Source organism: Marilutibacter spongiae (assembly GCF_014145325.1).
Classification (GTDB): Bacteria; Pseudomonadota; Gammaproteobacteria; order Xanthomonadales; family Xanthomonadaceae; genus Marilutibacter; species Marilutibacter spongiae.
Genome location: NZ_JACHTF010000007.1, coordinates 26,492 through 44,588, shown reverse-complemented (window position 1 = coordinate 44,588; position 18,097 = coordinate 26,492). Strand labels below are relative to the sequence as shown.

The window sequence follows — 18,097 nt, the reverse complement described above, 5'->3', positions numbered from 1 at the left end:
CACCTGTTCCGGATCACCCATCACGGCTGTTTTCAGTTCCTGAGCGGCTTGCCGGTCTTGAGCATGTGGGCGATGCGCTCCTGGGTCTTGGGCATCTGCGCCAGGGCGACGAAGTGCTCGCGCTCCAGGCGGATCAGCCAGTCCTCGTCCACCAGGGCATCCTTGTCGACCTCGCCCCCGCACATGACGGTCGCGATGCGGCTGGCGATCTCGTAGTCGTGCGGCGAGATGAAGCGGCCCTCGAGCATGTTGACCAGCATCATCTTGAAGGTGGCGATGCCGACGTCGCCGGCGACGCGGACCCGGCGGGCGGGCAGGGGCGGGCGGTAGCCGCTCTCGGCCATCGCCAGCGCCCGCGCCTTGGCCACGTGCAGCAGCTCGAACGCGTTGAACACGACCGTGTCGTCCCCGCGCGCCAGCCCCAGGGCCTTGGCTTCCATCGCCGAGGTCGCGACCTTGGCCATCGCCACGCTCTCGAAGGCCGTCTTCAGCTCGGCGAAGACGTCGCCGCTGTCGCCGGCGCGCTCGGAGGCGCGCACCGCGAACTCCTTGAGGCCACCACCGGCCGGCAGCAGGCCGACGCCGGCCTCGACCAGGCCGACGTAGCTCTCCAGGCCGAACACGGTGTGCGCGGCGTGCATCTGGAATTCGCAACCGCCGCCCAGCGCCAGCCCGCGGACCGCCGCGACCACCGGTACCAGCGAGTACTTGATCCGCTGGCTGGTCGCCTGAAAGTTGGCCACCATCGCCTCGAAGCCCTTGACGTCGCCCGCCTGCAGCAGGCCCAGCGCGCCGGACAGGTCGGCGCCCGCCGAGAAGGGCTCGCGCGGCTGCCAGATCACCATGGCGCGGAAGTCGCGCTCGGCGATGCCGATCGCCTCCTGGATGCCGTCGAGCACCTGGTCGTTGACCGTGTGCATCTTGGTCTTGAAGCCCAGCACCGCGATGCCGTCGCCATCGCCGTCGGCCCCGTCCACCCACATGCGCACCCCGTCGTTCTCGAACACGGTGCGGCCCTGCGGGAACTGCTCGCCGAGCAGCGGGTCGGGGAAGCGCTGGCGGGCGTAGACCGGGTTGGTCGAACGCGGCACCTTCGCGTCGCGGGACGGGCTGTAGCTGCCGTCGGTGGAGTGCACGCCCTCGCGGCCGTCGAATACCCAGTCGGGGAGCGCCGCGGCGCTCATCGCGTCGCCGGACACGATGTCCTCGGCGATCCACTCCGCGACCTGCTTCCAGCCGGCCGCCTGCCAGCTCTCGAACGGGCCCATCGACCAGCCGTAGCCCCAGCGCATCGCGAAGTCGACGTCGCGCGCGGTGTCGGCGATCGACTCCAGGTGGTAGGCGCTGTAATGGAAGGTGTCGCGGAAGCATGCCCACAGGAACTTCGCCTGCGGGTGCGCGCTGGCGCGCAGCGCGGCGAACTTCCGGGCCGGATCGCGTTCCTTGAGCAGCGCGGCGACCTCGGGATCGAGCTCGCCCGCCGTGGGGCGGTAGCCCTGCGCCTCGAGGTCCAGGACCATGATGTCCTTGCCCTGCTTGGTGTAGACGCCGGCGCGCGTCTTCTGGCCCAGTGCGCCCTTCTCGATCAGCCCCAGCAGCCACTTGGGGGCCTTGAAGTACTTGTGCCACGGATCCTCGGGCAAGGTGTCGGCCATGGTCTTGATGACGTGGGCCATGGTGTCCAGGCCCACCACGTCGGCGGTCCGGTAGGTGGCCGACTTCGGGCGCCCGATCAGCGGGCCGGTCAGCGCGTCGACCGTGTCGAAGCCCAGGCCGAACGCTTCGGTGTGGTGCATCGCGGCCAGCATCGAGAACACGCCGATGCGGTTGCCGATGAAGTTGGGGGTGTCCTTGGCGATGACCACGCCCTTGCCCAGGGTGGTGGTCAGGAAGGTTTCCAGGCCGGCCAGGACGCTGGCGTCGGTCGAGCGGGCGGGGATCAGCTCGGCCAGGTGCATGTAGCGCGGCGGATTGAAGAAGTGCACGCCGCAGAAGCGGTGGCGCAGCTGTTCGGGCAGCACGTCGGCCAGGGCGTTGATGCCCAGGCCCGAGGTGTTGCTGGCGAGGATCGCGTGGTCGGCCACGAAGGGGGCGATCTTGCGGTAGAGGTCCTGCTTCCAGTCCATCCGCTCGGCGATCGCCTCGACGACCAGGTCGCACCCCTGCAGCAGTTCCAGCCCCGTCTCGTAGTTGGCCGGGGTGATCCGCGCGGCCAGGGCCTTGTCGGCCAGCGGGGCCGGGCTCAGCTTGGCCAGGTTGGCGATGGCGCGGGTGACGATGCCGTTCGGGTCGCCGTCCTTGGCCGGCAGGTCGTACAGCACGGTGTCGACGCCGGCATTGGTGAGGTGGGCGGCGATCTGGGCGCCCATCACGCCGGCGCCCAGGACCGCGGCACGGCGTACAGAAATGTTCTTAGACATGTCTTTCAAGTCCTTGTTGTAAAACGATAAAATAAGAGGCTCAGCTCTTGAAGCCGGCGGCGGCGAAGCGGATCAGTTCGCGGGCCGCCCGCTCGCGGTGGGCGGCTTCGGTGACGCCCGCGGGGCGCTTGATCAGGCCGAAGTCGGCCATGGCATAGGTCAGTGCCCCCGCCAGGAAGTCCAGGCGCCAGTACAGCTCTTCCTTGCTCAGGGCGGGGACGCAGGCCGAAATGGCCTTGGCGAACTCGCGCAGTACGTGGCCGTAGTGGTCGGACAGGAACTTGCGCAGGCTGTCGTTCTTCTCGGCGTAGGCACGGGCGACCACGCGCACGAAGGATGCCCCGCCGTGGCGGTCCTGGGCGAGAGCCAGGGCCGGCTCGACGAACGCGGCGAGGATGGGCTCGAGCTCGCCCGGCGCATCCGCCACCGCGGCCCGCAGCGCGGCCAGGCGCTGGGCGCTCATGTCGTCCATGCGCCGCCGGAACACCTCGTTGACGAGGTTCTCCTTGCTGCCGAAGTGGTAATTGACCGCGGCGATGTTGACGTCGGCACGGCTGGTGACCTGGCGCAGCGAGGTGCCTGTGAAGCCGAACTGGGCGAACAGTTCTTCGGCGGCGCCGAGGATGCGGTCCTTGGTCGAGAAGTGCCGCGTCGGAGCAGGGGCAGTGGCCGCCATGGGCGTCTCGTGTGGGGAGGGAAGGGCGTAATGAATCAAACGCTTGTTTGATCGTAGGCGCGGGCGGGGCGGTCGTCAATGGAGGCCGCTGCCGGGGATGGTTCAGACTTCCGGTGACAAGCGCGTCGTCAATTCGTTAGAATTACCGCAGCCATATCGGCTAAACCCGTGCCACTGCACGGGTTTTTCTGTTACTCTCGGGCACTCGCCAAGGATCCGGCGAGAGCGGCCCGCCTACCCGGAGAAATTTCCATGGCGCTGGAGCGCACCCTTTCGATCATCAAGCCCGATGCCGTCGCCAAGAACGTCATCGGCGAAATCTACTCCCGCTTCGAGAAGGCGGGCCTGAAGGTCGTCGCCGCGAAGATGAAGCAGCTGTCGCGCCAGGAAGCCGAAGGCTTCTATGCCGTGCACCGCGAGCGTCCGTTCTTCAACGCCCTGGTGGAGTTCATGATCTCCGGCCCGGTGATGGTGCAGGCCCTCGAGGGCGAGGGCGCCGTGCTCAAGAACCGCGAGCTGATGGGCGCGACCAACCCGAAGGAAGCCGAGGCGGGCACGATCCGCGCCGACTTCGCCGACAGCATCGACGCGAACGCGGTGCACGGTTCCGACAGCCTGGAGAATGCCGCGATCGAGATCGCCTACTTCTTCCCGGCCACCGACGTGTTCGCACGCTGATCCCACACGCACGCCCGACGATGTCCATCCAGCACGACAACCCGAACGCGCACGACGGCACCGCCAACCCGGTCGCCGCCGATGCCGTCGTGGACCTCGACGGGCAGGCGGCGAAGGCGGAGCCGGCAGCGGCTCCGCCTTCCGCCAGGACGGGGGCGGGCGTCGACGGCCGCCGCAACATCTTCGACCTCGACCGCACCTCGCTGGAGGACTTCTTCGAGCAGGAGCTGGACGAGAAGCGCTACCGCGCGCACCAGGTGATGAAGTGGATCCACCACCGCCATGTCACCGACTTCACCGACATGACCGACCTGGGCAAGGTGCTGCGCGCCAAGCTCGAGGAGCGCGCCGTGGTGCGCGCGCCGATCGTCCTGTTCGACAAGCCCTCCGCCGACGGCACCCACAAGTGGCTGCTGGGCATGGATGCGAAGAACGCGATCGAGACGGTCTACATCCCCGAGAAGAGCCGGGGCACGTTGTGCGTGTCCTCGCAAGTGGGCTGCGCGCTCAACTGCCAGTTCTGCTCCACCGCGACCCAGGGCTTCAACCGCAACCTGTCGACGGCCGAGATCATCGGCCAGGTCTGGGTCGCCGCGCGCCACCTGGGCAACGTGCCGCACCAGCAGCGCCGCCTCACCAACGTGGTGATGATGGGCATGGGCGAGCCGCTGGCCAACTTCGACAACGTCGTCCGCGCGATGAGCATCATGCGCGACGACCTGGGCTACGGCCTGGCCAACAAGCGCGTCACCCTGTCGACCGCCGGCATGGTGCCGATGATCGACCGCCTCGGCCAGGAGAGCGACGTCTCCCTGGCGGTATCGCTGCATGCCGCCAACGACGAGCTGCGCACCGAGCTGGTTCCGCTCAACAAGAAGTACCCGATCCACGAGCTGATGGCGGCCTGCCAGCGCTACGTCAAGCGCAAGCCGCGTTCGTCGATCACCTTCGAATACACCCTGATGAAGGGCGTCAACGACCAGCCCCAGCACGCCCGCGAGCTCGCCCGCCTGATGCGGCAGTTCGGCAACGCGGTGCAGATGAAGGATGCGGCCAAGGTCAACCTGATCCCCTTCAATCCCTTCCCGGGCACGCGTTTCGAGCGCTCCGACGACGCCGACATCCACGTGTTCCAGAAGCTGCTCCAGGACGCGCGCGTGCTGACCACGGTCAGGCGCACCCGAGGCGACGACATCGACGCCGCCTGCGGCCAGCTCAAGGGCCAGGTGACCGACAAGACCCGCCGCCAGGCGGCTTTCCTCAAGACACTGCAGTCGCAGGGAGCAGGTGATGCCGCGGCGTGAAGCCCGATTGCCGATGACTTCGACCGGGCTGGCCCGACTGGCCCGCCCACTTATCCTTTCCGCGCTGGTGCTGTTTGCCGCCGGGGCCTGCAGCCGCCTCAGCTTCGTCCGGCCCGACCTCAGCGACGTCGACTACACCCAGGTGGCGCCCGACTACCAGGCCAGCGACGGCGATCGCGGGCAATCCTCGTCCCGCGCGCTGCTGGCGGCGCGCGAGGGCCAGCAGGCCCTGGCCGAGGGGCGCCTGGACGATGCCGAGGCCGCGGCGCGCAAGGCCATCCGCTTCGACGACCATTCGGTCGCCGGCCTGACCCTGATGGCGGCGGTGGAATCCCGGCGGGGCCGCGAATCGAGCGCGGGCGACTACTACCGCAAGGCGGCCGAGGTCTACCCGCGCGGCACCAGCTTCAACAACTATGGCATCTGGATGTGCCGCCAGGCCGGGCGCGAGGGCGAGTCGCTGGACTGGTTCAACCGCGCGCTGGCGGACCCGGGCTATGCCACGCCGTCGTTCGCGATGGCCAACGCCGGCGCCTGCGCCGACAAGGCCGGCATGTCCGCTCGCGCGGGGCAGTACCTGGAGGCCGCGCTGAAGGTCGACCCGGCCAATCCGGTGGCGCTCGGGGTCATGGCCGAACGCGAGTTCCGGGCCGGCCGGGCCTTCCAGGCACGCGCTTTTTCCGAGCGCAGGCTGGCCGCGGCACCGGCGGACCCGCAAGCGCTGATGCTTGCGTCACAGATTGAGCGCCAACTCGGCGACAACGCCGCCGCGGATCGCTATGTTCAGAGACTGAGGGCGGAGTTCCCGGCTGCGGTGGGCTCCGATACGGGGGAGAGTGGTACACCATGAATGAGTTGAACCCAACCCAATCCGGCCCGGCGTCCGTGGGCGCGGACTTGAGTTGCGGCGATCGCCTGCGGCTGGCCCGCGAGGGCGCCGGTCTCACGCGCGAGGAAGTCGCCTCCCGGCTGAAGATGCCGGCGAGGATCGTGCAGGCCCTGGAGAACGACGACTGGAGCGCCCTGGGCGCGACGATCTTCGTTCGCGGGCAGCTCCGCAGTTATGCGCGCCTGCTCAAGCTCGACCTCGACGTGGATGCCTGCCTGGACCGGGCGGAAGTCGCGCCGGTGGCGCCGCCCGAACTGGTGAGCTATACCCACACGCCGCGATACCGCCGCGTCCTGGAGCAGGCCACCAAGCGGGCGGTCTATATCGTCATGACACTCGCGCTGGCGGTGCCCGTCTGGTACTACACGGGCCCGCACCTGGGCCGGAAGGCGCCGGCCACGCAGTCGCTGGAGGTGCCCGACGACCTCGCGGCGCCTTCTCCGGCCCCGATCGAGCCGAGCCACGCGCCGGTCGTGCGCCGCACGCCGGTGGTCGCGTCGATGACACCGCGCACCTCGCCGGTCGACGATGGCGAGGGCGACCTGGTGCTCAAGTTCAACGGCGAGAGCTGGGTGGAACTGTTCGACGCCGAGGGCCGCTCGGTCGAGAAGGGGCTGCTCGCCGCCGGCCAGGAACGCCGCTTCGAGGCGGGCGAAGTCGCCAGCGTCAAGTTGGGCAATGCCGCCGCGGTCGACGTCACCGCCGACGGCCAATCCCTCGATCTGGCACCGTTCAGTCGAGGCACGGTGGCGCGCTTTAAGCTATCCTCTGACGGTTCCGTGGTGCCGGCATCGGACTAAGCGATTCCGGCCATCGCGGCTTGAATCCCTCCACTGGCCCAGGCCAGAGACCGGGACCCGACAGCCGGCCGCAAGGCCGGCTGTGGTGTTTCCCCCGACCGTGCAGGTAGCTCAGACCCAATGGCAATCGACGAACTTCTCGACGAACACGAACAAAGCGAGCGCGTGCTCCAGTGGCTGCGCAACAATGCGCTGGGCCTGCTGGGCGGCATCGCGCTCGGCCTCGGGGCGATCGGCGGCTGGAAGTGGTGGCAGCAGCAGGCCACCCAGAAGCGCCTGGCCGAGGCCGACCGGTATTCCGTGGCCGTCGAGGCCATCGACGCCGGGCAGGCCGACGCCGCGCAACTGAGCGCCGCGCTCGAGCCGGGCATGCTTTCGACACTCGCCGCGCTGGAACTGGCCAAGTCGCAGGCCGCCGCTGGCGAGGCCGACAAGGCGATCGCCACCCTGCGTGGCATCCAGCAGGCCGATCCGGCGCTCAAGGCCGTGATCGACCAGCGCCTGGCCCGCCTGCTGATCGATTCGGGCAAGGCCGAGGAGGCCGCCCGCCTGGTGGCGGCCGAGGACAGTGCCAGTGGCCTTGAGGTGCTGGGCGACGCCCACTACGCCCTCGGCGACCAGGACGCCGCCCGCGGTGCCTACGAGAAAGCCCTGGCGAAGATGGATGTCGGGTCGCCGCTGCGCCGCCTGCTCGAACTCAAACTCACCGAAGTCGGTGGTACGCCTGCCGAAGACGAGGCCAAGTCCTGATGAAGTCCGCTCCCACGCGTCCGCTGTCCTTCCTGATCCGTGGCACCCTGGTGGTGTCCTGCGTGTTCGCCTTGGCCGCCTGCAGCACCGTGAAGGGCTGGTTCGGCGGTGGCAAGGTCAAGCCGAACGAGCCGGCCGAGCTGGTGGAGTTCGCTCCCAGCCAGACCGTCGCCGAGCTGTGGTCGACAAACGTCGGCAAGGGCGAGGGCCGCATGGGCGCCCGCCAGGGCCCGGTCGTGCTCGACGGGCGCGTCTATGCTGCCGCGGTGAAGGGCGGCGTATCGGCGCTGGACCTGCAAAGCGGCAACCGGCTGTGGCACTACGACAGCGACCTGCCGGTCAGCGGCGGTCCCGGCGTCGGCGACGGCCTGGTCGTGTTGGGCACGCTCGATGGCGTCGTCATCGCGCTCGATGCCGAGACCGGTGCCGAGCGCTGGCAGGCGCAGGTGCCCAATGAAGTCATCGCCGCGCCGGCGATTGGCATGGGCCTGGTGCTGGTGCGTTCGAACGACAACCGCGTGACCGCGTTCGACGCCGCCAGCGGCGAGCGCCGTTGGTTCTGGAACCACGACGTCCCGGCGCTTTCGGTGCGCGGCAACGACGCGCCGCTGCTCGGCCCCGGCTTCGTCTTCGTCGGCAACGACGACGGCACGGTGTCGGCGCTGTCCCTCAACGATGGTCGCCCGCTCTGGGAACAGGCAGTCGGGCAGCAGGAAGGCCGCACCGAACTCGACCGCATGTCCGATGTCGATGGCACGCCGGTCCTGGACGGTCAGATCATCTTCGCCACCAGCTATGAGGGCCGCACCCTGGCCATCGACGGACCGAGTGGCCGACCCTTGTGGGCGGCCGAGGAAGGCGGTGCCGGCCGCATCGGCGTCGCGTCCGACCGCCTGGTGGTCTCCTCGCCGACGGGCAGCGTCTATGCGCTGGACAAGCGCAGCGGCTCGGCGTTCTGGCAGCAGCCCGCGTTGGCGCGCCGCAGCCCGACGGGTGCCGCGGTGCAGGGCGATTACGCCGTCGTGGGCGACTTCGAGGGTTACCTGCACTGGATGAAGCTGGACAACGGCGAGTTCGCGGCGCGTGTCCGCGCCGGTCGCGATCCCCTGCGGGCCGCGCCGGTGGTGGCCGACGGCATCCTCCTGGTGCAGAACGTCGATGGCCGGCTGAGCGCGTTCGCGCTCCGGTAGGCGACGCATCCCGGTCGGGCCCCGATGGGGTCGACCGGGTCTCCCCGCGGGCGGTCCGGATGCGCGCGCCCGCGCTTTGATACACACTGCCACGGTCGACGGGCGCCCCGGTGCCTGCCGACCGTTGTCGTTTCCATCCACCGCGGGCGTCTCCCGGCCCCGCGACTGCACACTGCCAGGCTCGTCCTATGCTTCCGCTCGTCGCCCTCGTCGGCCGCCCCAACGTCGGCAAGTCCACGTTGTTCAATGTCCTGACCCGCACCCGGGACGCGCTTGTCCATGACGAGCCGGGCGTGACCCGCGACCGCCATTACGGGGTCTGCCGCCCCGAGGGGCGGCGGCATTTCGCGGTCGTCGACACCGGCGGCATCGCCGGCGAGGACGAGGGCCTGGTCGGCGCGACCACGCGACAGGCGCGCGCCGCCGCGGAAGAGGCCGACCTCGTCCTGTTCATCGTCGACGGGCGCGAGGGCGCTTCGGCGCTGGACGACGAGATCCTGGCCTGGCTGCGCAAGACCGCGCGACCGACCCTGCTGGTGGTCAACAAGACCGACGGCCTGGACAGCGACGCGGCCATCAACGAATTCTCTCGCTACGGCTTCAGCGATGCCGTCGACGTCTCGTCCGCGCATCGGCGGGGCATCGACGAGTTGATCGACGAGGTGATCGGGCGCTTGCCGGAGGAGGGCGCGCAGGTCGAACTCGACAGCGATCCCGACCGTGTCCGCATCGCCTTCATCGGCCGGCCCAACGTGGGCAAGTCGACGCTCGTCAACCGCCTGCTCGGCGAGGAGCGGATGATCGCCTCCGAAGTGCCCGGCACCACGCGCGACTCGGTCGCCATCGACATGGAGCGCGACGGGCGCCTGTACCGGCTCGTCGACACCGCCGGCGTGCGCCGCAAGTCCCGCGTGGACGAGGCCGTCGAGAAGTTCTCGATCATCAAGACGCTGCAGGCGATCGAGCAGTGCCAGGTGGCGGTGATCATGCTCGACGCCACCGAGGGCGTGACCGACCAGGACGCCACGGTGCTGGCGCTGGCGCTCGATGCCGGCCGCGCCCTGGTGGTGGCGATCAACAAGTGGGACGGCCTGAGCGACTACCAGCGCGAACAGGCGGAGGCCATGCTGGCCCGCAAGCTCGGCTTCGTCAGCTGGGCCGAAGCGGTGCGCATCAGCGCCAAGCATGGGTCCGGCCTGCGTGAGCTGTTCCGCGCGGTGCATCGCGCGCATGCGTCGGCCACGCGCGTGTTCGGCACCACCGAGGTGAACAACGCGCTCGAGGCCGCCTATGCCAGCAACCCGCCGGCGACCGTGCGCGGGCACGTGGCCAAGCTGCGCTTCGGCCATCCCTCCGGCACCAATCCGCCGACCTTCGTGATCCACGGCACCCGCCTGCGCACCCTGACCGAGAGCTACAAGCGCTACCTGGAGAACTTCTTCCGCAAGCGTTTCAAGCTGGTCGGTACCCCGGTGCGCTTCGTCTTCAAGGAAGGCAGCAATCCCTACGAGGGGAAGAAGAACACGCTGACCGAACGGCAGATCGCCAAGAAGCGCCGGCTGATCAAGCACGTCAAGCGTCGTTGATCGCCGCTTTCGCGCTGGCCGGCCCCGGATGGGCGCGGCACAATGGCACTTTGCGCGCCGGGTCTGCGATGCCTGCAAGAGTTTCCCCCGATACGGTGACCGTCGGCCTGCTGGCCGGCGGGCGCGGCACGCGACTGGGCGGCGTCGACAAGGCCTGGCTGGAGCGCGATGGCCAGTCCCAGGTTGCATGGCTGGCCGGGCAACTGGCGCGCCGGGCCTGGCCCGTCCTCGTCAGTGCCAACACCCATGCCGGTCGCTATCGCGATCTGGGCCTGCGCGCGATCCCCGACCGCCGGCCGGACCAGGGACCGCTGGCCGGCATCGCGGCGCTGGCCGCGGCCTGCCAAACGCCGTGGCTGTTGACCTTGCCGGTCGACCTGGTCGCGCTGGAGCCGGGCCTGGACGTGCTGCTGGACACGGTCGGCGCGAGCGGGGGCGTGGCCGCGGACGACGAGGGCCCGCAGCCGCTGGTGGCGCTCTGGGAGGTGGCCAGGTTGCGCCCGGCGGTATCGGACGCCCTGGACGCGGGTCGCCTGGCCGTCCATGACCTGCAGGCGCGCCTGGGGATGCCCACCTGCCGCCTGCCGGGCGTGCGCCTGGGCAACCTCAACACCCCGCAGGACCTGGCCAATGCCGGCCTGCCGATCCCCACGCCGGTGGAGGCACCTGCCCGATGAGCCATGATTTCCCGACCCGGTTGGGCTTCGACGACGCCCTGGCCATCGTCCGCGAGGTCGGCGCACGGCACCGCCTTGAGACGGAAACCGTGCCCTTGCGCCATTGCCATGGACGGGCATTGGCTGCCGACGTGGTGGCGCCGATCGCGCTGCCGCCGTTCGACAACAGTGCGATGGACGGCTTCGCCGTGCGCCATGCCGACCTGGCAGGCGAGGGCGTTTCGCTGGCGCTCGTTGGCGAACAGTTCGCCGGGGTGGCCACGGGACGGGCAGTCGGGACCGGGCAGGGCCTCCGGATCACCACCGGCGCACCCATGCCCGAAGGTGCCGATACCGTGGTCGTCAAGGAGGACGCGCGCGTGTCGGGCGATGTCGTGTGGGTCCCCGGGGGCATGGCGCGGGGCACCCACGTGCGCCACGCCGGAGAGGACGTCGCCGTAGGCGACACGGTCCTGCATGCCGGCGAGCGCCTGTCGCCGGCGCGCGTGTCGCTGGCCGCGTCGCTGGGCCTGCCTGCCCTGGCGGTTTCGCGCCGGCCGACGGTGGCGGTTTTCACCAGCGGCGACGAACTGGTGGAGCCCGGGCTGCCGTTGCAGCCGGGCCAGATCCACGACAGCAATCGTGAACTGCTGATGGGCCTGCTGCGCGCCGAAGGCCTGGAGCCCACGGCGTGGCCGCGCCTGCCCGACGAGCCGCGCCAGGTCGAGGTCGCGCTTCGCGACGCGGCCTGCGCCTTCGACCTGGTGATCACCTGCGGCGCGGTGTCGGCGGGGGAGAAGGACCATATCCCGGCCGTGCTGCAGCGCTTCGGCGAGGTCCACTTCTGGAAGGTCATGATGAAGCCGGGCATGCCGCTGTTGTTCGGCGGCATGGACCGCTGCCGGTTCCTGGGCCTGCCCGGCAACCCGGTCTCGGTGCTGGCGACATGGCTGGCCCTGGGCCGGCCCCTGGTCGATGCGATGCAGGGTTTCGGGGAGGCGCGCCCTGCCTGGCGCGCGCGGCTGGTCGCGGGGATCGAGAAGCCGCATGCGCGGCGCGAGTTCCAGCGCGCGCGACTCTTCGCATCGGACGACGGCGTGTTGTGGGCCGATCCGAATCCGGCGACCGGCTCCAACCGGTTGCGCGCGGTCGCGGACTCCAATGCGCTGATCGTGGTCCCCGAAGGCCCGCAATCGCTGCCTGCCGGCAGTGCCGTCGAGGTGATGGTGTATGCGTGAGGCCCGCATCGAACGCATCGCGCCGGAGGAGGCGCTGCGCCGGCAGCGCGCCGGCGCGCTGCTGGTGGACGTGCGCGAGTCGCATGAGCGCGCCCTCGGATACGCGGCGTCGGCAGTGGGGATCCCGCTTGGGAGCCTCGCCCAGGGACTGGCCGCGCACGCGGTGCCGGCCGGGCAGGCGCTGCTGTTGATCTGCCAGGTGGGGGGGCGCTCGCTCAAGGCGGCCGAAACCCTGGTCGAGTCCGGTTACGCCCACGTGGCTTCGGTCGAAGGTGGGACCGAGCGCTGGATGGCCGAGGGGCTCCCCATCGAGCGGCCCGACGGCGACCGCGACTACTTCGAGCGCTATTCGCGCCACCTGCGGTTGCCGGAGATCGGCGAAGCCGGCCAACAGCGCCTGCAGGCGGCCCGCATCGCGATGGTCGGGGCCGGCGGCCTGGGATCGCCGGCAGCGTATTACCTGGCCGCGGCGGGCGTGGGCACGCTGGTGCTGGCCGACGACGATGTCGTCGACCGCAGCAACCTGCAGCGGCAGATCCTGCATACCGAGGCCCGCGTCGGCATGGCCAAGGTCGAGTCCGCGCGCCTGGCGCTGTCGGCGCTCAACCCGCGCGTCCGGATCGAGACCTTTCCCGAACGCATCACCTCCGACAACGTCGAGGCCCTGATCGGCGCGGCCGACGTGGTGATCGACGGCGCCGACAATTTCCCGGCCCGTTACCTGCTCAACGATGCCTGCGTGAAGCTCGGCAAGCCCCTGGTCTACGGCGCCGTGCATCGCTTCGAGGGCCAGGCCAGCGTGTTCGATGCCGGTCGCCACCGCGGCAGCGCACCCTGTTACCGCTGCCTGTTTCCCGAACCGCCAGCGCCGGAGGATGCGCCCAACTGCGCGGAGGCGGGTGTGCTGGGGGTGTTGCCGGGCGTGGTCGGCATGCTCCAGGCCACCGAGGCGCTCAAGCTGGTGCTCGACCTCGGCGAGCCGCTGCGGGGTCGGCTCCTGCATTTCGACGCGCTGGCGATGCGCTTCCGCGAAACGCGCTTGGCCGCCGACCCCGACTGCCCGGTCTGCGCGGCGGGTCGTGCCTTTCCCGGCTACATCGACTACGCCCGCTTCTGCGGCGGTGCCTGAAACCGTCGACGCGTGGCGCTCACCCGCCGGCGACATCGGCTCTGGAACGATGTAGGCCGGTCGAGCGGGGATTGCGCCATGCGGAGCAGGGGTCTGGCAGGACAGGTCGTGGGGTTCGCGCTGCTCGCGTGCGCCGCATGGCTGGGGTGGCCGGGCGCCGCGCTCGCAGCCGGTTGCGGGTTCATGGACCCTGCGCACGCGCGCGACCTGCCGACACGGATTTCCGCGGTCGCCTGCCGCGAGAACCGCCTGTGGTTCGAGCCATTCATCGACACCGACGGCCGCCTGGCCAGCGCCGGCGCCGCCGAGATGGAAGCCGCGCCCCTGAGCGACGGTGTCACGCCCGCCTGGAAACGCGTGGTCGATTACTGGCGCGGCAGCGGCCTGCTGCACGCGATGGCCTCACGTCCCGGCGCGAGCACCTGCGAGTTCGTCAACAACAACAGCTATGCATCGCCCAACTGCCGTGGGTTCCTGATCGACACCCCCTGGTCGGCGGCGTTCATCTCATACGTGATGGTGCAGTCGGGCGTGCCGGGCTTCCGGTCGTCTCCCAGCCATGTCGACTACGTGCGCGATGCCTATCGCAATCCCGACAGTCCGTTCACCCTGCTCGACCCCGACAACGCCGCGCCGGCGAGGGGCGACCTGCTCTGCTTCGTGCGTGGCGACGCATCCTCGGTCGATGGTCACGCGGGCCTGGTGCGCTGGCTGGCCGCGAACCCATCCAGTTCACTTGCGATGCATTGCGATGTCGTCGTCAACGTGGACGGCAGGCAGGCCGACCTGGTCGGCGGCAATGTCCAGCACAGCGTCACCATGCGAATGCTGCCGGTCAACCGCAACGGGCGCTTCTGGAACCTGCCGCATGGCCGCAACGCCACCTGCAGCCCGGCCAACCCGAAGGGCTGCAGCTTCAACGAGCAGAACTGGGCGGCGCTGCTCAAGCTCAAGCCCGGGCTGCCGATGCTGGCGCCGCCGTCGACCCCGGCCTGGGACGGCCCGCCACGGCCGCAGCAGTGTTGCGTGAACTGCGTGGTGGGCTCGGGGGTGCCGCGTTGCCCGAAGCCGGCCAGCGGCGTGCCCGTGCCGCGCGACTGAGCGGTCCTCAGTCGCTGGCGGGGCGGTCGTCCAGGAAGGCCTGCAGCGCCCGCGCATAGGCCGGGGCGGCATCGAATCCGTTGTGCCCGGCGCCCTCGAGCACCACGATCCGGGGCGGCTGCGGCAAGGCCTCGGCCAGGCGCCGCGTGCTGTCGGCCGGGATGAGCGCGTCGTGCTCGGCGCGCACGACCAGCACCGGGCCCCGGTAATCGGCCAGGTGGCGGGCGGAGTCGTAGCGGTCGCGTGCCAGCCACTGCACCGGCAGCCACGGATAATGCGCCTGTCCGACGGCCGCCAGGCTGTCGAAGGGGGTCACCAGGACCAGGCGTGCGATCGGGCGGTTGGCGGCGAGCTGGCTGGCGACGCCGCTGCCCAGGCTGCGACCGATCACGTCGACCGAGCGGTGCCGGCTGGACACGACGTCGAACAGGAAACGCGCGTCCGAGACCAGTGCCGCTTCCTCCGGCGTGCCCGTGCTGGCGCCGTAGCCGCGATAGGCCACCAGGTAGACCGCGTGTTCGGGGAACCAGCGGGCGAAGGCCGCGCGGTTGGCGGCGACCGCCTCGGCGTTGCCGCCGAAGTAGAGCAGGGCGCGTTCGGCGTCCCGGTTCAGCACCCAGCCGCGCAGGGTTTCGCCCTCGTGCCGGAGCACGAAGTCCGTCTCGCGCGCCGCCACCCGCGTCGCGGCCGGGAAATAGACCATCTGGCGCTGCCCGGCATACAGCCAGGCGCACAGGGCGGCATAGCCCAAGGCCAGGGCGAGCAGCGTGCCCAGGGCTGTCCGGCCAGCGCTCATTCCCGCTTCCGCGCCACCTCGAAGGCCGCCAGCTGTTCGGCGGTCGCCTCGCGCTGGTGCAGCGCCTTCCATTCGGCGAAGGGCATGCCGTAGACGGCCTCGCGGGCCTCATCGCGGCTCATGGTGATGCCGCGCGCCTGGGCGGCTTCGCGGTACCAGTCCGCCAGGCAGTTGCGGCAGAAGCCGGCGAGGATCATCAGGTCGATGTTCTGCACGTCCGGGCGCGCCTGCATGAGGTGGTCGCGCAGCCGGCGGAAGGCCGCGGCCTCCAGGTGGAGGGTTTCGTGGTCGATGTCGGTCATGGTGCGTCCGTCGGGCTCGGCCTCGTCGGCCGGATGGGCGATAATGGCGGGCCCCGACTCTAGCGCAGCCTCCCGGAAACCGCATGACCGACCCGCAACCCTCCCGACCCGCCGCGCTGGCCGGGACCGCACGGATCCTCGATGGCAAGCGCATCGCCGAGGACCTGCTCGACTCGCTCAGGACGCAGGTCGACGCGCGCCTGGCCGCCGGCAAGTCCCGGCCCGGCCTGGCGGTCGTGCTGGTGGGCGACGACCCGGCGTCCGCGGTCTACGTGCGCAACAAGCGCCGGGCGGCCGAGAAGGTCGGCATCCGCGCGATCGACCACGACCTGCCGTCCGATACCAGCGACGCCGAGCTGCTGGCGCTGATCGACCGCCTCAACGCCGATCCTGCCATCCACGGCATCCTGCTGCAGCTGCCGCTGCCTGACCGGCGCGACGCCACCGCGCTGATCAACCGGATCAGCCCGGCCAAGGACGTGGACGGGTTCCATCCCGAAAACGTCGGCCACCTGGCCCTGCGCCAGTTCGGCCTGCGCCCCTGCACCCCGCGTGGCATCACCACGCTGCTGGCCTACACCGACCGCCCCGTGCGGGGCCAGAGCGCGACCATCGTCGGCGTGTCCAACCACGTCGGCCGGCCGATGGCGCTGGAACTGCTGATCGCCGGCTGCACCGTCACCAGCTGCCACAAGTTCACCCCGCCCGACGTGCTGGAAGCGGCCGTGCGCGGCGCCGACATCCTCGTGGTGGCGGTCGGGCGTCCGGGGCTGATCCCCGGGGAGTGGGTCAAGCCCGGCGCGGTGGTGATCGACGTGGGCATCAACCGGCTGGACGATGGCCGCCTGGTCGGCGACGTCGGCTTCGAGGCGGGACTGCAGCGCGCCAGTTGGATCACCCCTGTACCGGGTGGCGTCGGGCCGATGACGGTGGCCACGCTGATGCAGAACACCCTGGAGGCGGCGGAGTCGGCCGACGGCGACGCCGCCTGAGCGCGTTCGCTGAACGGCGGCCAAGCCGGCGCCGTCGTCGCCGCCGCTGGAACGCTCGGTTGCCCCACGGGGCAGCGCCAGCGGGGGCCGAACAGGTTACAATGACGCGCTTCATCCTCCCCGGGCCCGCCCATGCTGCGCATCCAGGCTGAAGCGCTTACCTACGACGACGTATCGCTCGTTCCGGCGCATTCCACCGTCCTGCCGAAGGACGTCTCCCTCACGACCCGCCTCACCCGCGACCTCAGCATCCGCCTGCCGATCCTGTCGGCGGCGATGGACACGGTCAGCGAAGCGCGCCTCGCCATCGCGATGGCCCAGCTCGGCGGCATCAGCATCATCCACAAGAACATGAGCGCGACGGCGCAGGCCGCCCAGGTCGCCCAGGTCAAGACCTTCGAGGCCGGGGTGATCAAGGAGCCGTTCACCGTCGGTCCCGAGACGACCATCGGCGAGGTCATCAACCTGACCCGCGCGCGCAACATCTCCGGCGTCCCCGTCGTCGATGGCGGCACCCTGGTCGGCATCGTCACCAGCCGCGACATGCGCTTCGAGAAGAAGCTCGACGATCCGGTCCGCCACATCATGACCAAGAAGGAACGCCTGGTGACGGTGGGCGAGGGCGCGTCCGACGAGGAAGTGCTGGAGCTGCTGCACAAGCACCGCATCGAGAAGGTGCTGGTGGTCAACGACGGCTTCGAACTGCGTGGCCTGATCACGGTCAAGGACATCCAGAAGAAGCGCGACAACCCCAACGCCGCCTACGACAGCAGCGAGCGCCTGCTGGTCGGCGCGGCGGTCGGGGTGGGCGGCGACACCGAAGCGCGCATCGAGGCGCTGGCCGCCGCGGGCGTGGACGTGGTGGTGGTCGACACCGCGCACGGCCACTCGCAGGGCGTGCTCGAGCGCGTGCGCTGGGTCAAGAAGACCTTCCCGCAACTGCAGGTCATCGGCGGCAACATCGTCACCGGCGACGCCGCCCTGGCCCTGATGGACCATGGTGCCGACGCGGTCAAGGTGGGCGTGGGCCCCGGCTCGATCTGCACCACCCGCATCGTTGCCGGCGTCGGCGTGCCGCAGGTCACCGCGGTCGCCATGGTGGCCGAGGCGCTGCAGGACCGCATCCCGCTGATCGCCGACGGCGGCATCCGTTACTCGGGCGACATCGGCAAGGCGATCGTCGCCGGTGCCTCCACGGTCATGGTCGGCGGCCTGTTCGCCGGCACCGAGGAAGCCCCCGGCGAGGTGGAGCTGTTCCAGGGGCGCAGCTACAAGAGCTACCGCGGCATGGGCAGCCTGGGAGCGATGGAGCAGGGCTCCAAGGACCGCTATTTCCAGGACGCCTCCGACGCCGACAAGCTGGTGCCCGAGGGCATCGAGGGACGCGTCCCTTACCGGGGCCCGCTGGGCAACGTCGTCCACCAGCTCGCCGGAGGCCTGCGCGCGACCATGGGCTACGTCGGCTGCGCGACCATCGAGGACATGCGCCGCAAGCCCAGCTTCGTGCGCGTGACCAATGCCGGCAGCCGCGAGAGCCACGTCCACGACGTGCAGATCACCAAGGAACCGCCGAACTACCGTGCCGGCTGA

Annotated in this window: 17 protein-coding genes; 13 read left to right on the top strand and 4 right to left on the bottom strand. The window is 70.2% G+C overall.

What is annotated here, in order from left to right:
- Nucleotides 1-32: 32 nt before the first annotated feature.
- Both H4F98_RS07845 and H4F98_RS07840 read right to left on the bottom strand, forming a co-directional pair.
- Nucleotides 33-2,420 carry a 3-hydroxyacyl-CoA dehydrogenase/enoyl-CoA hydratase family protein gene (locus tag H4F98_RS07845; protein WP_182686505.1) on the bottom strand — a complete coding sequence of 796 codons (2,388 nt, stop codon included), beginning with the start codon at nt 2,418-2,420 and terminating at the stop codon, nt 33-35.
- A gap of 40 nt (nt 2,421-2,460) precedes the next feature.
- Nucleotides 2,461-3,096, bottom strand: coding sequence for a TetR/AcrR family transcriptional regulator (locus tag H4F98_RS07840; RefSeq protein WP_182686503.1), 636 nt, complete (start codon nt 3,094-3,096; stop codon nt 2,461-2,463).
- Between the two features lie 252 nt (nt 3,097-3,348).
- On the opposite strand from H4F98_RS07840, the gene ndk reads away from it, so the two are divergent.
- From ndk to H4F98_RS07785, 11 genes are all read left to right on the top strand, one after another.
- A complete protein-coding gene (ndk, locus tag H4F98_RS07835) occupies nt 3,349-3,774 on the top strand; it encodes a nucleoside-diphosphate kinase (RefSeq protein WP_182686501.1) in 426 nt (141 codons plus the stop codon).
- 20 nt (nt 3,775-3,794) lie between these two features.
- Nucleotides 3,795-5,078, top strand: a complete 1,284-nt coding sequence (gene rlmN / locus H4F98_RS07830) for a dual-specificity RNA methyltransferase RlmN (RefSeq protein ID WP_182686499.1) — start codon at nt 3,795-3,797, stop codon at nt 5,076-5,078.
- 13 nt (nt 5,079-5,091) lie between these two features.
- Nucleotides 5,092-5,928 carry a tetratricopeptide repeat protein gene (locus H4F98_RS07825; protein WP_246372988.1) on the top strand — a complete coding sequence of 279 codons (837 nt, stop codon included), beginning with the start codon at nt 5,092-5,094 and terminating at the stop codon, nt 5,926-5,928.
- Complete coding sequence (locus H4F98_RS07820; protein WP_182686497.1) at nt 5,925-6,767, top strand: helix-turn-helix domain-containing protein; 843 nt, start codon at nt 5,925-5,927, stop codon at nt 6,765-6,767. The genes H4F98_RS07825 and H4F98_RS07820 overlap by 4 nt, the downstream gene beginning before the upstream one ends.
- A 120-nt stretch (nt 6,768-6,887) precedes the next feature.
- Entirely contained in the window at nt 6,888-7,517 is a 630-nt protein-coding gene (locus H4F98_RS07815) for a YfgM family protein (RefSeq protein ID WP_182686495.1), read from the top strand.
- The gene (gene bamB / locus H4F98_RS07810; RefSeq protein ID WP_182686493.1) at nt 7,517-8,707 is read left to right on the top strand and encodes an outer membrane protein assembly factor BamB; all 1,191 of its coding nucleotides are present in this window, start codon (nt 7,517-7,519) and stop codon (nt 8,705-8,707) included. The genes H4F98_RS07815 and bamB overlap by 1 nt, the downstream gene beginning before the upstream one ends.
- A gap of 188 nt (nt 8,708-8,895) precedes the next feature.
- Nucleotides 8,896-10,293, top strand: coding sequence for a ribosome biogenesis GTPase Der (gene der, locus H4F98_RS07805; protein ID WP_182686491.1), 1,398 nt, complete (start codon nt 8,896-8,898; stop codon nt 10,291-10,293).
- 68 nt (nt 10,294-10,361) lie between these two features.
- Nucleotides 10,362-10,970, top strand: coding sequence for a molybdenum cofactor guanylyltransferase (gene mobA, locus H4F98_RS07800; protein WP_182686489.1), 609 nt, complete (start codon nt 10,362-10,364; stop codon nt 10,968-10,970).
- A complete protein-coding gene (locus H4F98_RS07795; protein ID WP_182686487.1) occupies nt 10,967-12,187 on the top strand; it encodes a molybdopterin molybdotransferase MoeA in 1,221 nt (406 codons plus the stop codon). Before mobA ends, H4F98_RS07795 begins: the two co-directional genes overlap by 4 nt.
- A complete protein-coding gene (gene moeB / locus H4F98_RS07790) occupies nt 12,180-13,316 on the top strand; it encodes a molybdopterin-synthase adenylyltransferase MoeB (protein ID WP_182686485.1) in 1,137 nt (378 codons plus the stop codon). Before H4F98_RS07795 ends, moeB begins: the two co-directional genes overlap by 8 nt.
- A 183-nt stretch (nt 13,317-13,499) precedes the next feature.
- Complete coding sequence (locus tag H4F98_RS07785; RefSeq protein WP_182686483.1) at nt 13,500-14,417, top strand: DUF2272 domain-containing protein; 918 nt, start codon at nt 13,500-13,502, stop codon at nt 14,415-14,417.
- Nucleotides 14,418-14,424: 7 nt separating this feature from the next.
- Here the strand turns inward: H4F98_RS07785 and H4F98_RS07780 are convergent, their stop codons facing one another.
- Together H4F98_RS07780 and H4F98_RS07775 are read right to left on the bottom strand one after the other, a co-directional pair.
- On the bottom strand, nt 14,425-15,213 hold the full coding sequence (locus tag H4F98_RS07780; protein ID WP_182686481.1) for an alpha/beta hydrolase: 789 nt from the start codon (nt 15,211-15,213) through the stop codon (nt 14,425-14,427).
- Entirely contained in the window at nt 15,210-15,515 is a 306-nt protein-coding gene (locus H4F98_RS07775; RefSeq protein WP_182686479.1) for a DUF1244 domain-containing protein, read from the bottom strand. Before H4F98_RS07775 ends, H4F98_RS07780 begins: the two co-directional genes overlap by 4 nt.
- 83 nt (nt 15,516-15,598) lie before the next feature.
- Between H4F98_RS07775 and folD the strand changes: the two genes are divergently transcribed.
- Together folD and guaB are read left to right on the top strand one after the other, a co-directional pair.
- A complete protein-coding gene (gene folD / locus H4F98_RS07770; protein ID WP_182686477.1) occupies nt 15,599-16,507 on the top strand; it encodes a bifunctional methylenetetrahydrofolate dehydrogenase/methenyltetrahydrofolate cyclohydrolase FolD in 909 nt (302 codons plus the stop codon).
- 132 nt (nt 16,508-16,639) lie between these two features.
- On the top strand, nt 16,640-18,097 hold the full coding sequence (gene guaB / locus H4F98_RS07765; RefSeq protein WP_182686475.1) for an IMP dehydrogenase: 1,458 nt from the start codon (nt 16,640-16,642) through the stop codon (nt 18,095-18,097).

Excerpts from the sequence above, each read along its gene's own strand:
- H4F98_RS07845 (WP_182686505.1), bottom strand. The coding sequence starts at position 2,420 with ATGTCTAAGAACATTTCTGTACGCCGTGCCGCGGTCCTGGGCGCCGGC.
- H4F98_RS07840 (WP_182686503.1), bottom strand. The coding sequence starts at position 3,096 with ATGGCGGCCACTGCCCCTGCTCCGACGCGGCACTTCTCGACCAAGGAC.
- ndk (WP_182686501.1), top strand. The coding sequence starts at position 3,349 with ATGGCGCTGGAGCGCACCCTTTCGATCATCAAGCCCGATGCCGTCGCC.
- rlmN (WP_182686499.1), top strand. The coding sequence starts at position 3,795 with ATGTCCATCCAGCACGACAACCCGAACGCGCACGACGGCACCGCCAAC.
- H4F98_RS07825 (WP_246372988.1), top strand. The coding sequence starts at position 5,092 with ATGACTTCGACCGGGCTGGCCCGACTGGCCCGCCCACTTATCCTTTCC.
- H4F98_RS07820 (WP_182686497.1), top strand. The coding sequence starts at position 5,925 with ATGAATGAGTTGAACCCAACCCAATCCGGCCCGGCGTCCGTGGGCGCG.
- H4F98_RS07815 (WP_182686495.1), top strand. The coding sequence starts at position 6,888 with ATGGCAATCGACGAACTTCTCGACGAACACGAACAAAGCGAGCGCGTG.
- bamB (WP_182686493.1), top strand. The coding sequence starts at position 7,517 with ATGAAGTCCGCTCCCACGCGTCCGCTGTCCTTCCTGATCCGTGGCACC.
- der (WP_182686491.1), top strand. The coding sequence starts at position 8,896 with ATGCTTCCGCTCGTCGCCCTCGTCGGCCGCCCCAACGTCGGCAAGTCC.
- mobA (WP_182686489.1), top strand. The coding sequence starts at position 10,362 with ATGCCTGCAAGAGTTTCCCCCGATACGGTGACCGTCGGCCTGCTGGCC.
- H4F98_RS07795 (WP_182686487.1), top strand. The coding sequence starts at position 10,967 with ATGAGCCATGATTTCCCGACCCGGTTGGGCTTCGACGACGCCCTGGCC.
- moeB (WP_182686485.1), top strand. The coding sequence starts at position 12,180 with ATGCGTGAGGCCCGCATCGAACGCATCGCGCCGGAGGAGGCGCTGCGC.
- H4F98_RS07785 (WP_182686483.1), top strand. The coding sequence starts at position 13,500 with ATGGACCCTGCGCACGCGCGCGACCTGCCGACACGGATTTCCGCGGTC.
- H4F98_RS07780 (WP_182686481.1), bottom strand. The coding sequence starts at position 15,213 with ATGAGCGCTGGCCGGACAGCCCTGGGCACGCTGCTCGCCCTGGCCTTG.
- H4F98_RS07775 (WP_182686479.1), bottom strand. The coding sequence starts at position 15,515 with ATGACCGACATCGACCACGAAACCCTCCACCTGGAGGCCGCGGCCTTC.
- folD (WP_182686477.1), top strand. The coding sequence starts at position 15,599 with ATGACCGACCCGCAACCCTCCCGACCCGCCGCGCTGGCCGGGACCGCA.
- guaB (WP_182686475.1), top strand. The coding sequence starts at position 16,640 with ATGCTGCGCATCCAGGCTGAAGCGCTTACCTACGACGACGTATCGCTC.